Source organism: Sphingomonas sp., from assembly GCF_965200105.1.
Lineage (GTDB): Bacteria > Pseudomonadota > Alphaproteobacteria > Sphingomonadales > Sphingomonadaceae > Solisphingomonas.
Map to the genome: position 1 here is coordinate 199,843 of NZ_CBDATN010000002.1, position 14,011 is coordinate 213,853.

Genomic DNA, 14,011 nt, shown 5'->3' on the forward strand with positions numbered 1-14,011 from the left:
TCACTTGGCGGCCTCCGCGACCAGCTCGCGCGTCTCGTGGATGGAGACCAACGGCACGATGCGCGCGAACAGCAGCATCAGCAGGCAGAAGGCGCACAGCGTGCCGAACAGGATGAGGAAATCCACGATCGTCGGCGCGTAGATCCACCAGGACGAGACCTGATAGCCTCTGGAAAGCGTGACGAGGATGATGAGGATGCGCTCCAGCCACATGCCGACCAGGATTCCCACCGAGACGGCGCACAACACCGGCAGCGAGGCGCGTGCCCGAGGCGACCAGAGGAGCTGCGGCGCGATGCAGTTGCCGAGCAGCATCAGCCAGTAGAGCCACGCATAGGGCCCGGTGAACTCGAACGCGACGGCGCGCGTCTCCGCCGCCTCGCCCGACCACCACGCCTGATACCATTCGGTGGCGTAGGATATCGTCATCACGATCGAGGCGGCGAGGATCACCTTGGCCATCACGTCGAAGTGCGCGGGCCGGATGATCGCCTGGAAGCCGAAGGCGCGGCGGATCACGGCGGCGAGCAGCACCACCACCGCGAACCCCGAGAACAGCGCGCCGACGACGAAATAGGGCGGGAAGATGCTCTCCGCCCAGCCCGGCATCAGCGAGGCGGCAAAATCGAGGCCGACGATCGAGTGCACCGAACACACCAACGGCACGGCGATCGCCGCCATCATCCGGTGCGTGGTGCCGTGCGCCGCCCACTGTCGGGCGCTGCCCTGCCAGCCGAGCGCGAAGGCGCCGTAGATCCGCCGGCGGGCCTCGCTACCCGGGCGGTCTCGCAAGGTTGCGAGATCGGGCAGCAACCCGACGTAGAAGAACAGGATCGAGAACAGCAGGTAGGAGACGATCGCCCAAAAATCCCAAACGAGCGCGGATCGCCACTGCGGCCACGTCCCCATCGTCGAGGGATAAGGCGCCAGCCAGTAGAAATACATGAAGCGGCCGAGATGGATGATCGGGAAGATGCCCGCCATCGACACCGCGAACAGCGTCATCGCCTCGGCGAAGCGGTTGATCGACGCGCGCCATTTCTGCCGGGTGAGCAGCAGCAGCGAGGAGATCAGCGTGCCGGCGTTGCCGATGCCGATCCACCAGACGTAGTTGGCGATCGGGAAACCCCACACCACCATAGTGTTGTTGCCCCACGAGCCTACGCCCCGAAGCAGCGAGTAGCCGATCGCGATCGCGCCGACGATCGTGCCGGCGAGCGCCAGCCCAGCGGCGATCCACCACTCTTTGCCGACACGGCGGTCGATCAGCGGCGCGCAGACGAGGTCGGTCAGCTCGCCCATCGTGCGGACGGAGGGCAGCACCCAGCGTTGCGCGTCGCTCACGCCGCGCCCCCGTCGTCGCGGACGCGCGCGAGATAGGTGGTGCGCGGCCGCGTGCCGAGCTCCTCCAGGAGCGCATAATGGCGCGGATCGGCGCGCCCGGCGTTCACCGCCGAGCCGGGGCGCTTGAGATCGCCGAAGACGATCGCGTTGGTGGGGCACGCCGCCTGGCAGGCGGTGGTCACCTCGCCGATCGGGCGGTGGAAGGCATCGGCGTCGTGCCGCGCCGCCTCGATCCGCTGCACGCAGTAGGTGCATTTCTCCATCACGCCCCGCGCGCGCACCGTCACGTCCGGGTTGCGCTGCGCGGCGAGCGAGGCGCTGTCCACCTCCTCGTAGACGGCGGGCCTGGTGTTGTCGCGGAAGTTGAAGCGGCGGACCTTGTAGGGGCAGTTGGCCTGGCAGGTGCGCGTGCCGATGCAGCGGTTGTACACCTGCACGTTCAGCCCCTGATCGTCGTGCACCGAGGCCTCGACCGGGCACACCGGCTCGCACGGTGCCTCCTCGCATTGCATGCACGGCACGGGCTGGAAGCCGGGCCGAGGATCGGCGGCGTCGCCGCGATCGTAGCGGTCGACGCGCAGCCAGTGCATGTCGCGATGGTGGCCGATCTCGGCGGGGCCGATCACCGGCACGTTGTTCTCCGCCTGGCAGGCAACGACGCAGGCGTTGCAGCCGATGCACACGTCGGTGTCGATCACCATCGCCCACTGATAGTCGCGCGTCAGCCGCTCAGGCGGCGGCGGCAGCAGCGTCGGGTGCGGGTCGGGCTTGCGGGTCGCCGCGCCGGGGGCGACCACCGGGAACAGCTTGGCGGTATCGCCGTCGAGCGCGAAGAAGCCCTGCGTCGAGAGCGGCCGGCGCGCCTCGCCGCCCGGCGTCAGCACCACCTCGCGCCAGCCGGCGGCGCCCTGCGCGGCGGGCACGCTGAGGCCGATGCCGTCCGCCACAGGGCCGCTGTCGCGCCGGCCGCCGCCCATCGGCAGCGTCGCGACGCCGGGCGCCTGCCCCGCCACGATTCGCGCCGCCACCGCGCCTGCGCCGGCCACCGTCACCGCGTCGCCGTCGGCGAGATCAAGGCGGCGCGCGTCCTCGGCGGAGAGGCGCAGCGCCGGCCCCCACACCTCCTTGGTGAGCGGATCGGGCGTCTCCTGCGCCCAGGCGTTGGCCGCTTGCCGCCCGTCCCACAAGGCGGCGGAGGGTGGTGTCGTCAGCACCAGCGCGGGGCCGTGGGCGATCGGCCTGGGCAGCACGAGGCGCGGCTTGCCGACGGGCTCCGGCGTCGCGCCGCCGCCGGGCACGACGCCGTCCACCAGCGCCTGCGTCCACGCGCCCGCGCCGCGCGCCGCCCAGGTGCGACGGACGCGGTCATGGTCCGACAGCGGCACAGGCGGCGCCGCAAGTAGGTCGAGCAGCCCGGTGCGCGAACGCGTGCCGTAGAGCGGACGGACCAGCGGCTGCGCGACCGACGCGGTACCGTCGGCCGCGAGCGCGTCGTGCCACGCTTTCCAGCTCGTGGCTCACCGGCAGCGTCCAGCGGCAGCGCGCGCTCGTCTCGTCGGCGAGCGTGCCGCAGGAGATCGACAGCGGCACGCGGGCGAGCGCGCCGGCGAAGCCGGGCACGTGGTAGGCCGGGTTGCCGCCCATCACCATCAGCGTATCCACCGCGCCCGACGTCATCTCGGTCATCAGGCCCGCGATGGCCTCGCCATGCGGTGTCGGATCGGGATCGACGGGCGCGATCCAGTCGACGGGCGCGGCGAGGCGCGCGTTCACCCAGGCGGCGAGCGCGTGAACCTCGGCCGGCTGATCGCGCCCGACGAGCAGCACGGCGCGGCCCTGCGCCCGCTTCAGCCGCGCCGACGCCGTGCGCAGCAGCGCGGCGGCGGACGCCGGCAGCCGCGCGTCGCCCGCCTCGGCACCGAGGCCGCCCGCCAGCACGCGGAGCGCGTCACCGATCATCGCCGGGTGCAGCGCGGCGCGGCGGTCCGCCATCACGCCCGTCGCGGTCATCGAGGGTTCGAGCACGAACAGCATCGTGCGGCGATCGCGTGCCCGCCTGCCCTCGGACCAGGCGCGCGCCAGCGCCACCTGCTCGGGCCCCGGACCCAGCGGATCGGCATCGAGCGCCACGATCACGTCCACGTCGGCGAGGCGCGGCCGCATCGCCAGCCGCCGGCCGTGGGCGAGCGCGCTACCCGCCAGCGCGCGGTCGTCGTCGATCGCCTCGTAGCGGACGTGGCGCATCGCGGGGAAGCGCCGCTTCAGCTCGGCGACGCGCGCGAGGAAGGTCGGCGAGGTGACGCGTTCCGTCAGCAGCCGCAGCCCGCGCCCGTCGCTGCGATCCAGCCGCCGGTCGAGCGCGAGGCGTAGCGCGTCGAGGTCGCCAAGGCCGTCCGGGCCGACGGGCGCGCGCAGCCGCTGGGGATCGTAGAGGTCGAGGATCGCCTGCTCGGCGAAGACGTCGGTGGCGCCGAGGCTCGCCGGGTGCGTCGCCAGCCCCTCCAGCTTGATCGGCCGCCCGTCGACCACGCGCCCGGTCACGCCGCGCGCATAGCCCGACAGCGTGATCGCGGTGGAGTAGAGCCGGACGTTGCCCGGCACCTCGCCATCAGGCTGGTTCGCCTGCGGCACCAGCCGCTCCTTGGGCCGCTGGCACGAGGCGAGCGACGCCACGGCCCCCGCCGCGATCAGCCGCAGCGCGTCGCGCCTGTCCAGCGTTGCCCTCAGCGGTGGCATGTCGAGCATTCGGTGAGGCCCTTCACACTGGCGACGTGCGCGCGCACGCGCTCCAGCTCCGGCGCATCGGCAGCGGATTTGGCAGGCGTGTAGGGCTCGGGATCGTAGACGCGGTCGCGCGGCGCGACACGCGCGGCGGGATCGCGGTGGCACTCCAGGCACCAGCCCATCGTCAGCGGCTTGGCCTGGCGCATCAGCGGCATGGACGCGACGTTGCCGTGGCAGGCGGCGCAGGGCACGCCGTTGTTCACGTGGACGTGGTGATCGAAATAGACATAATCGGGCAACGCCGTGATCTGCTTCCACTGGATCGGCCGCCCGGTCGCATAGCTCTGGCGGACGGGGGCGAGCATGTCCTCCTTGGTATAGAGCTGCGAGTGACAGGTCATGCAGGTGTGCGTCGGCGGCATACCCGGCCACGCCGCCGTCTCGACGCTGGTGTGGCAGTAGCGGCAGTCGAGCCCCAGCTCGCCGACATGATGCTGGTGGCTGAACGGCACCGGCTGGTTGGGAACGCGCCCCTCGCCCGTGACGTAGCCCGAGCGCACCGTCGCCCCCATCAGCAGCAGCGCCGCCGCAGGTGCGCCGGGGATCGCCAGCAGCGCGAGCCGCGCCAGCGTGTTGGCGCCCGGACGGAAGAGCTGCGCCACCTCGCCTCAGCCCCGGCGATCGCGATCATGCACGACCCCCCGGCGCATCGCTAGAGCTCGCCGCGGCTGGCCATCGCCTTGATGCGATCGGCGGTGCGACAGGCGATCGCCTGGATGGTGAGCGACGGGTTGACCCCGCCGACGGTCGGGAACACCGATCCGTCGCACACCCACAGGTTTGGGATGTCCCACGAACGACAGTCGGCATTGACGACGCTGGTACGCGGATCGTCGCCCATCTTGGCGGTGCCGTTCAGGTGGCAGGTGTCGTCCCACTCCTTCCAGCGCTCGCGCGCGCCGACGGCGGCGAGGCTGTCGTCCATGAAGCCCAATGCGTGGCGGATCATCGCGCGCTCATTGTCGCCGTAGGAGAAGGACACGCGCGGGATGCGCAGGCCGTAACCGTCGGTCTCGTCGGCGAGCGTCACGCGGTTATGCTCGTAGGGCAGCACCTCGCCGACCATCTTCAGCCCCACCCCATGATTGTAGCGCGTCATCTCGTCGACGAGGCGCTGGCCCCACACGCCCCGCTGGCCCGCCAGCTCCTTCGCCCAGGTGACGGGCAGCGGCCCCTGGCTCATGTAGCACCAGCCGCCGAAATAGTCCTTGCCGCGATCCTCGTAGTTCCAATGCTCGCTGATCGCCAGGCTCGGCGGCGATTTGTACCAGCGCACCTCCTCGTCCATCTGCCCCCAGGCGGCCTGATTGAGCTGCACCATGAAGTTGCGGCCGACCAGACCCGACGAGTTGGCGAGCCCGTCCGGGAACTGCGCGCAGGCGGAGTTGAGCAGCAGGCGCGGCGTCTCGATCGAGTAGCCCGCCACGACGACGTTGCGCGCGCGCTGGAAGCGCCATTGGCCCTCGCGATGATAGTGGAGGCCGGTGACGCGGCCCTGCGCGCCCACCTCGATCCTGCCGACCATTGCCAAGTCGCGGATCTCGGCGCCGGCGTCGAGCGCGCGCGGCAGCCATGTGTTGAGCACCGATTGTTTGGCGTTTGTGGAGCAGCCGGTGGTGCAGAAGCCGCGATAGACGCAGCGGTGCGCCTTGCCGCGCGGCGCCGACAGCGTGGCGATCGGCGTCTCGGTCCACTGGATGCCGAGCGCCTCGGCCCCGCGCGCGAGCAGCGCCGCCGCGCCGTTCAGCGGGTGCTGGCGATAGGGGTAGCGCGGGCGCTTGGGCCCCCACGGGTAGGTCACCGGGCCGGAGATGGCGAGCGCGCGCTCGACCTCGCCATAATATTTCCACATCTCGCGCCAGTCGATCGGCCAGTCCGCGCCGTAGCCGAGCTTGGTGCGCGCCTGGAACCATTCGGGCCGGAAGCGCAGCGCCACCATCGCGTAGTGCACCGTAGACCCGCCCACCGAGCGACCCGAATTGTTGCCGCCCAGCTTGATCGGGTTCGCGCCGTCGACGATCCGCTCGTCGGTCCAGTAGAGCTTGGCCTGGTGATGCTCGTCGGAGGCGAAATCCTCCAGCGGCCGCCAGTAGGCGCCGGCATCGAACGCCACGACCGAGAAGCCGGCCTCCGCGAGTTTGCACGCCAGCGTGCCGCCGCCCGCCCCCGTGCCGACGATCGCGAAATCGACCTCCTCGGTGTCGCGATGCTCGCGCATCGGCACCCAGCCGCCGATCTCGAATACGTCGGGCGCGCGGCCCTTCGCGGCGCGCGGCCGCTCCGCCGCCTCAACCGACATGCGCGTTCCGAACCTCGGCCGGCGGCTGGTGTCCGTCGCCGCGCTCGGCAGCCTCCCAGGGGTCGCGCAGGTCGGTGCCGGTGCGGACATAGCCGCGCGGGCTCGCCGGGCCGCCGAAGCCGATCGCGCTCCACGCGGAGGGGTGGGCGTAGTAGGCCGAGACGAGATCGGGCAGCATCCGCCACGCCCAGAAGATCGCGGGCGGCATGTCACCCCACGCGTCGCTCGCCGCCTCGCCGCGCTCGATCGCGGAGAGCAGCGAGTCGGCCTGCGCGGGCGCGAGTTGCGCGAAGCCGCAGCCATGGCGAGCGCGCGCCTCCGCCTCGATGGCGGCGAGGCCGCGCGTCCACGCCTCCGCCACCTTTGGAAGCCGGTGGTGGCGGAAGCCCTCGCCGTCGTCCTTGCCGATCTTGTCGAGCAGCATCGCGACCATGTTGGTGGGCGGCCGGCCCTCGGGCTGGGGCAGCACGCGGATCGCCAGCGCGCGGAGCACGTCGCGGCCGACGGCATCGAGCACGTCGGCGCGCTCGCCCATCGCGAGCCGCTCGTCCACCACCTCGCGCGTCTTGTCGTTCCAGCTCGGGGTGTCGCGCTTGGCGAGCACGTCGTAGCCGGGAAAGCGATCAGCCATCGCGTCCTCTCATCAGGCGGAGCGCACCCAGCGCCGCGACCGCCAGGCCGGTGAAGGAGGGCGGCGCCGGCAACGGCGGCCCGGCGAGCAGGTTCTGCGAGGCGTTTCGCCATCCGCCCATGTTGCGCCCGACACCGTAGGCGTGGAAGGCGACGCCCGCGATCCCCATCACCGCCGTCGCGACGAGCAGCCCGACGGTGAGCCCGCGCGGCTCGCCCGTCCAGGCGTCGCGCGCCAGCGACAGCGCGGCGACGGGCGGCAGCACCACCGGCAGGTACATCGCCGGATTCTGGAAGGCGCCGCGAAAGTGCAACAGCCCCGCCTCGCCCACCGTGCCCGCGATTCCGAAAGCGAGCAGGCCGGCGAGCGCGCGGCCGTCGCCGAGCGGCAGCGGTCCGATGCGCGGCGGATCGGCGCGGATGCCGTCGGCCACGGCGCCCACCGCGCCGGCCAGCACCAGCGCGCCCGGCGCCCCGATTGGCGCTCCGTAGAACAGGTTGACGAGCCGCACCCCGCCCGGCCGCTTCGCCACGTTCCAGGCGTGGAAGCCGAAGCCCGTCGAGCCGATCCCGCCCGCCGCCGCGTGGGAGACGAGGCGCAGCCCGCCGCCGCGCCCGCTGCCGTCCACGCCGAGGTTCGCGGCGGACGACAGCAGCGGCAGCCACATTGCCTTGTTGCGGAACGAGCCGCGATAATGCTCCATCGCGCTGTCGAGCAGCACCGACGCCGACAGCATCGCCGCGCCCGCCGAGACGAGCCGCGCCGCCCCGTCCCGCTGCGCCTTCTCCGCCCCGCTCATTCGCCCGGCAGGATCTTGGCCATCACCTGGCGCGCGGTATCGACGATCACCGAGCCTCTTTCACTGTCGCCCGCGAGCGAGAACATGAAGTGCTTGGCCTGCCCCAGATTGATGTGCGGCGGCAGCGGCGGCACGGAGGGATCGACCTTGAAGTTGATGACCGCGGGCTTGTTCGACGCCAGCGCGCGATCCCAGGCGGGACCGACCTGCTCGGGCTCGTCGACGTAGATGCCGTCAAGCCCGATCGAGCGCGCGAACTCATGATAGGGCACGTTGGGGATCGACTGCGAGGCGTCGAAGCGCGGATTGCCCTCCATCACGCGCTGCTCCCACGTCACTTGGTTCAGATCCTCGTTGTTCAGGACGGCGACGATCAGCGTGCGGTTGGCCCAGCCGTTCATGTACTTGGCGATGGTGATCAGCTCGGCCATGTTGTTCATCTGCATGGCACCGTCGCCGACCAGCGCGATCACCGGCCGATCCGGGTACGCGAACTTGGCGGCGATCGCGTAGGGCACCGCCGCGCCCATCGAAGCGAGGCCGCCCGACAGCGAGCACATCATGCCGCGCCGGATCTTGATGTCGCGCGCATACCAGTTGGCGCAGGAGCCGGAGTCCGACGTCAGGATCGCGCGCTCGGGTAGGCGGGTGGAAAGCTCGGTGAACAGCTTCTGCGGATTGATCGGATCGGCGGCGGCATTGGCGCGTGCCTCCACCGTCTTCTGCCAGGATTTGTTCCACCCGGCGATCTTCTCGCGCCAGCCATCGTCCGCCTTGTGCCGAAGCAGCGGCAGCAGGGCCTCCAGCGTCGCCTTGACGTCGCCTTCGAGGTTGCACTCCATCGGGTAGCGGATTGACAGCATCCCCGGATCGATATCGACCTGCACGCCCCTCGCCTGACCTTCCTTGGGCAGGAACTCGGAATAGGGGAAGCCCGACCCGAGCATGAGCAGCGTGTCGCACTCTATCATCAGGTCGTAGCTCGGCTTGGTGCCGAGCAGGCCGATCGAGCCCGTGACCCACGGCAGGTCGTCGGGCAGCACCTGCTTGCCGAGCAGCGCCTTGGCGGCGCCCGCGCCCAGCCGCTCGGCGACGGCGATCACCTCGTCGGTCGCGTCCTTGGCGCCCGCGCCGACGAGGATGGCGACCTTGCTGCCCGCGTTCAGCACCTCGGCCGCGCGCTGCAGGTCGGGGCCGGCCGGCACCGTCACCGGCTTGGACCAGCCGACGCCGGAGAACACCGCGCCATGGGCGCGCGGCGGCTGCTCCATCGGCTCATCCTGGATGTCGTTGGGGAAGATCAGCGCGGTCACGCGGCGACGCGCGGTGGCGATGCGCACAGCGCGATCCACCAGGTGACGCACCTGCGCGGGCACGATCGCGGTCTGCACGAAATCGCCCGCCACGTCCTTGAACGCGGCGTTGAGGTCCAGTTCCTGCTGGTAGTGCGCGCCGATCGCGGTGCGCGCCTGCTGGCCGACGATCGCCAGCACCGGCATGTGGTCCAGCCGGGCGTCGTACAGGCCGGTGAGCAGGTGCGAGGCACCGGGGCCGGAGGTCGCCATGCAGACGCCGAGCTCGCCGGTGAACTTGGCATGGGCGGACGCCATGAACGCCGCCATCTCCTCGTGGCGGACCTGCACGAACTCGAAGCGATCGCCCTGCCGGTCGAGCGCGCCGAGCAGGCCGTTGATGCCGTCACCCGGATAGCCGAAGATGCGGCGGACGCCCCACTCGTGCAGGCGGTTCCAGAAGAAGTCTCCGACCGTCTCCGCCATCTCGCGCCTCCGCCACGTCACCCGCCCAACCGGTCGGCGGACGGCACGTTCCGCTACCTTACGAAGAAGTCACCCGTCGCTGACGCAGGTTAGACGAGGCGTGCGCCAGCACTGATCGGTCGAGCGCATCGAGGCTCTTCACGCCGATCTGCCCCATCCCGTCGAGCGCTTCGTCGTGGAGGAGCTCGAGCGCGCGATGCACGCCGTCGGCCCCCCCGGCGCACAGGCCGTAGAGCGTGGCGCGCCCGGTCAGCACCGCGTCGGCACCGAGCGCCAGCGCCTTCAGCATGTCCGTGCCGCGCCGGATGCCGCCCGACATCAGCAGCGCCATGCGATCGCCGACGATGCCGCGCGCCTCCTCCAGCACGTCCAGCGCCACAACCGACCAGTCCTCCTGCCGCCCGCCGTGGGTGCCCAGCGCGATGCCGTCGACACCCGCGTCGAGCGCGCGGCGGATATCGTCGGGGTGGAGCAGGCCTTTCAGGATCAGGCGGCCCTTCCAGCGATCGCGAATGCGCGCGATGTCGTCCCATGACAGGCTCTTGCGCATCTGCTCGCGAATCCAGGTGGCGCTGTCGAAGAAGCGGCGGCGCTCCTTGGGCACGAAGTCGATGACGTTGGCGAATTCAGGCATGCCGCGGTCCAGCGTCGTCGTCGCCCAGCGCCAATGGCGCGCGGCGTCGAACGCGGCGCCGGGCGTCGGCTTGCCGTTCACCTGCACCCGCGCCTCCCACTCACGATCGCCGTAGATCTGCGCGTTGGTGGTGACGAGCAGCGCCTCCACCCCGCACGACTCGGCACGGCGGACCAGCTCCTGCCAGATCTCGTCGCCGCCGAAGATGTAGAGCTGCCACCAGTGCCTGAGGCCGGGCACGCGCGCGACGTCCTCCATGCGATCGTTGGACATGGTGCCCTGCGTGAACGGCACGCCGAATCTGGCCGCGCCCTGCGCGAGCGCAGTGTCGCCGCCGCGCATGAACAGGCCGTTGAGCCCGGTAGGCGAGATGGCGAGCGGCATCGGCGCCGCGCGGCCGAGCACCGGCGCCGCGATCGACCGGTGCGACACGTCGACGAGCTGGCGCGGCACGAAGCGCCACTCGCCATAGGCGGCGCGCTCACGCTTCAGCGTCGCCTCGTCCTCCGCCCCGCCCTCCAGATATTCGAGGACGAAGCGCGGCATCAGCCTGTGCGCGCGCGCCCGGAGATCGGCGATGCCGTGGGTGCGCTCCAGGTTGCCGCCGGTGTAGTATCGGCGTTTCGGCGTGCCCCCGAACTGCGCGGGCCGATCATGCTCTTCCATGCGCGCTCAACGCGGCATGGTGCCGAACGGCTTCCTTAAAAGGCGGACAGGCCGGTGATCGCGCGGCCGAGGATCAGGCCATGAACGTCGTGCGTGCCCTCGTAGGTGTTCACCGTCTCCAGATTCATGGCGTGGCGGATGACGTGGAACTCGGCGGAGATGCCGTTGCCGCCGTGCATGTCGCGCGCCACCCGCGCGATCGCCAGCGCCTTGCCGCAGTTGTTGCGCTTGATGAGGCTGATCGTCTCGGGGATCAGCACGCCCTCGTCCATCCGCCGGCCGACGCGGAGGGCAGCTTGCAGGCCGAGGCTGATCTCGGTCGCCATGTCGGCGAGCTTGATCTGGACGAGCTGCTTGGAGGCGAGCGGCACGCCGAACTGGTGGCGATCGAGCGTGTACGTCCGCGCCGCCTCGTAGCAGCTCTCGGCCGCACCCATCACGCCCCAGGATATGCCGTAGCGCGCGCGATTGAGGCAGCCGAACGGACCCTTCAAGCCGGCGACGTTAGGGAGCAGCGCGTCCTCGCCCACCTCCACGCCGTCGAGCACGATCTCACCGGTGACCGAGGCGCGCAGCGAAAGCTTGCCCTCGATCTTCGGCGTGGTGAAGCCGGCGGCACCGCGCTCCACCACGAAGCCCTTGATCTGGCCGTCATGCGCGTCGGACTTGGCCCACACCACCGCGAGATCGGCGATCGGCGAGTTGGTGATCCACATCTTGGCGCCGGTAATGCGGTAGCCGCCGTCGATCTTCTCGGCGCGCGTGCGCATCCCGCCGGGATCGGAGCCCGCGTCGGGCTCGGTAAGGCCGAAGCAGCCGACCAGTTCGCCCGAGGCGAGGCCGGGCAGCCAGCGCATCCGCTGCTCCTCCGAGCCATAGGCGTGGATCGGATACATGACGAGGGAGGACTGCACGCTCATCGCCGAGCGGTAGCCGCTGTCGATCGCCTCCACCTCCCGCGCGATGAGGCCGTAGGCGACGTAATCCAGCCCCGCCCCGCCATACTCCGCCGGGATAGTCGCGCCGAGCAGGCCCAGCGCCCCCATCTCGCGCATGATCTCGCGGTCGAAGGTCTCGTCGAGATAGGCGCGGGTGACGCGCGGCAGCAGCTTGCTCCGCGCATAGTCGCGCGCGGTCCGCCGGATCATCCGCTCCTCGTCGCTGAGCTGGTCGTCCAGCCCGAAGGCATCGGCGGGATCGAAGCGGGTGAGGGCGATGTCGTGCTTGCTCATGCGGTCGTGCCTCGTGCGGTGCTGGGGGGCGCGAAGGCATCGATCGCACGGGCGAGCGTGACGTCGCGCGACGATAGTCCGCCGGCGTCGTGGGTGGTGAGCAGGATGTCGACGCGATCATAGACGTTGGACCATTCGGGATGATGGTCCGCCTTCTCGGCGAGGATCGCCACGCGCGTCATGAACGCGAAGGCCTCGGCGAAGCCCGAGAAGCGGAAGCTGCGCGTCAGCGCGTCGCGGCCGGGCTCGTGCCGCCAGCCGGGCAGCACGGCCAGCGCCTCGTCGCGCGCGGCGGCGTCGAATTTCGCGATCGTCATGACGGACGCCCTAGCCCTCGACGGAGGCGGGTTCAACGGGCGGGCGGCGCGTGGTCGGCGGCGCCGCCGCCACCGCCTCGCCGGCAAGCTCGGCCGGCGCGGGCGGCGGCATCATGCGTTGTCGACGCCAGCCGCCGAAGCGGTAATAGGCCGCCGCCATCGCAACCGACACGATCGAGCCGATCGGCAACGCCCACCAGACGGCGTCGATCCCGAAGCGCGGCGCGCCCGCGAAGGCGACGCCGAGGCGCACCGGGATCAGCGCGATCGCGAGGATGACGAGCGGCGCCGTCACCGCGCCGTTGGCGCGCACCGTGGCGAACAGCACCATCGTGACGCCGAACGGGACGAAGGACCAGCCGACGATCCAGTTGGCGTGGGCGGCGATCGCCGTCGCCGCGCCGCCGCCGGGCAGGAACAGGCTCAGCGCCGGCCGATCGGCCGCCGTCAGCGCCACGATCAGCACGCTCGTCATCGCGACGTTGACGACGATGCCGGAGCGCGTGATCGCCCCCACCCGCTCCCACCGGCCGGCGCCGATATTCTGCGCGGCCATCGCGGACACCGCCGCACCGACCGCCAGCGCCGGCATCTGCACGTAGCTCCAGAGCTGCTGCGCCACTCCGAAGGCGGCGGCATGATCGACGCCGGCGCGGTTGACGATGCCGGTCAGCGCCAGCGCGGACGCGGTGACGACGAACATCTGCGCGCCCATCGGCAGCCCCTTGGCCATGACGACGCGCAGGATCGCGGGATCGGGAACCAAGTAGCGCAGCTCCGTGCCAATCAGCCGGATCGGCAGCCGCCTGCCGTAGACGATCGCGACGAAGCCGATCAGCGTGGCGTAGCTCGCCACCACCGTCGCCAGCGCGGAGCCTGCGATGCCGAGGCGAGGCGCCGGCCCCAAACCCAGGATCAGCACCGGATTGAGCCCGGCGTCGAGTACGACCGTCACGATCATCATCGCGAACGGCGTCACCGCGTCGCCGGCGCCGCGCAATGCCATCGCCAGCACCAGCACGAGGAACGACGCCGGCAGGCTGAGGAAGATAACGCGCAGATAGGCATGGGCGAGCGGCATTGCGTCCCCCGGCGTCGCGAGCCCCCGCAGGATCGCGTCGGAGGCGAACCAGCCTGCCGCCGAGACCGCGACCGAGGCGACCGCGAAGCCGCCGATCGCGGTGCCGAGCACGCGGCGTGCGCGATCGAGGTCGCGCGCACCCACCGCCTGTCCGATCAGGATGGTCGCCGCCAGACCGAAGCCGAACACGACCGCGAAGGCGATGAACAGCACGAGGTTGGCATTGGCCGTCGCCGCCAGCGCGCCATGGCCCAGGAAGCGCCCGATCCAGATGGTGTTGATCGACGCGTTCATCGACTGGAGGATGTTGGAGCCGAGCGTCGGCAGCGCGAAGGCGACGAGCGCGGGCGCGATCGGCCCGCTCGTCAGGTCGCGCGGGCCGCGGCGCGCGGCGGGGAGCGTCTCGGCTGCCATCGCGGCCGCCTGTGACGAGCAGCGGCGAGGCT

At 71.1% G+C, this 14,011-nt stretch carries 12 protein-coding genes; all 12 read right to left on the reverse strand.

Annotated features, from left to right (window positions below; translation table 11 throughout):
* Genes nrfD through ACOFKX_RS02150 form a run of 12 tightly spaced genes read right to left on the reverse strand, consistent with a single transcriptional unit; the run spans nucleotide 1 to nucleotide 13,979 of the window.
* Entirely contained in the window at nucleotides 1-1,344 is a 1,344-nt protein-coding gene (gene nrfD / locus ACOFKX_RS02095) for an NrfD/PsrC family molybdoenzyme membrane anchor subunit (protein WP_419825445.1), read from the reverse strand.
* A complete protein-coding gene (locus ACOFKX_RS02100; protein WP_419825446.1) occupies nucleotides 1,341-2,729 on the reverse strand; it encodes a 4Fe-4S dicluster domain-containing protein in 1,389 nt (462 codons plus the stop codon). The genes nrfD and ACOFKX_RS02100 overlap by 4 nt, the downstream gene beginning before the upstream one ends.
* Entirely contained in the window at nucleotides 2,710-4,080 is a 1,371-nt protein-coding gene (locus tag ACOFKX_RS02105; protein ID WP_419825447.1) for a hypothetical protein, read from the reverse strand. The genes ACOFKX_RS02100 and ACOFKX_RS02105 overlap by 20 nt, the downstream gene beginning before the upstream one ends.
* Nucleotides 4,068-4,730: a cytochrome c3 family protein gene (locus ACOFKX_RS02110; RefSeq protein ID WP_419825448.1), complete on the reverse strand. Its 663-nt coding sequence runs from the start codon at nucleotides 4,728-4,730 to the stop codon at nucleotides 4,068-4,070. The genes ACOFKX_RS02105 and ACOFKX_RS02110 overlap by 13 nt, the downstream gene beginning before the upstream one ends.
* A 50-nt stretch (nucleotides 4,731-4,780) precedes the next feature.
* Entirely contained in the window at nucleotides 4,781-6,427 is a 1,647-nt protein-coding gene (locus tag ACOFKX_RS02115; protein ID WP_419825449.1) for a GMC family oxidoreductase, read from the reverse strand.
* Nucleotides 6,417-7,058: a gluconate 2-dehydrogenase subunit 3 family protein gene (locus ACOFKX_RS02120; protein ID WP_419825450.1), complete on the reverse strand. Its 642-nt coding sequence runs from the start codon at nucleotides 7,056-7,058 to the stop codon at nucleotides 6,417-6,419. The genes ACOFKX_RS02115 and ACOFKX_RS02120 overlap by 11 nt, the downstream gene beginning before the upstream one ends.
* Nucleotides 7,051-7,857 carry a hypothetical protein gene (locus ACOFKX_RS02125; RefSeq protein ID WP_419825451.1) on the reverse strand — a complete coding sequence of 269 codons (807 nt, stop codon included), beginning with the start codon at nucleotides 7,855-7,857 and terminating at the stop codon, nucleotides 7,051-7,053. Before ACOFKX_RS02125 ends, ACOFKX_RS02120 begins: the two co-directional genes overlap by 8 nt.
* Nucleotides 7,854-9,635, reverse strand: a complete 1,782-nt coding sequence (locus ACOFKX_RS02130) for a thiamine pyrophosphate-requiring protein (RefSeq protein WP_419825452.1) — start codon at nucleotides 9,633-9,635, stop codon at nucleotides 7,854-7,856. The genes ACOFKX_RS02125 and ACOFKX_RS02130 overlap by 4 nt, the downstream gene beginning before the upstream one ends.
* A 58-nt stretch (nucleotides 9,636-9,693) precedes the next feature.
* Nucleotides 9,694-10,935: an alpha-hydroxy acid oxidase gene (locus ACOFKX_RS02135; protein ID WP_419825453.1), complete on the reverse strand. Its 1,242-nt coding sequence runs from the start codon at nucleotides 10,933-10,935 to the stop codon at nucleotides 9,694-9,696.
* A gap of 35 nt (nucleotides 10,936-10,970) precedes the next feature.
* A complete protein-coding gene (locus ACOFKX_RS02140) occupies nucleotides 10,971-12,167 on the reverse strand; it encodes an acyl-CoA dehydrogenase (RefSeq protein WP_419825454.1) in 1,197 nt (398 codons plus the stop codon).
* The gene (locus ACOFKX_RS02145) at nucleotides 12,164-12,484 is read right to left on the reverse strand and encodes a 4a-hydroxytetrahydrobiopterin dehydratase (protein ID WP_419825455.1); all 321 of its coding nucleotides are present in this window, start codon (nucleotides 12,482-12,484) and stop codon (nucleotides 12,164-12,166) included. The genes ACOFKX_RS02140 and ACOFKX_RS02145 overlap by 4 nt, the downstream gene beginning before the upstream one ends.
* Before the next feature lie 10 nt (nucleotides 12,485-12,494).
* Nucleotides 12,495-13,979 (reverse strand): MATE family efflux transporter, encoded by a 1,485-nt coding sequence (locus ACOFKX_RS02150; protein WP_419825456.1) that lies wholly within the window; start codon nucleotides 13,977-13,979, stop codon nucleotides 12,495-12,497.
* Between the last annotated feature and the right edge of the window lie 32 nt (nucleotides 13,980-14,011).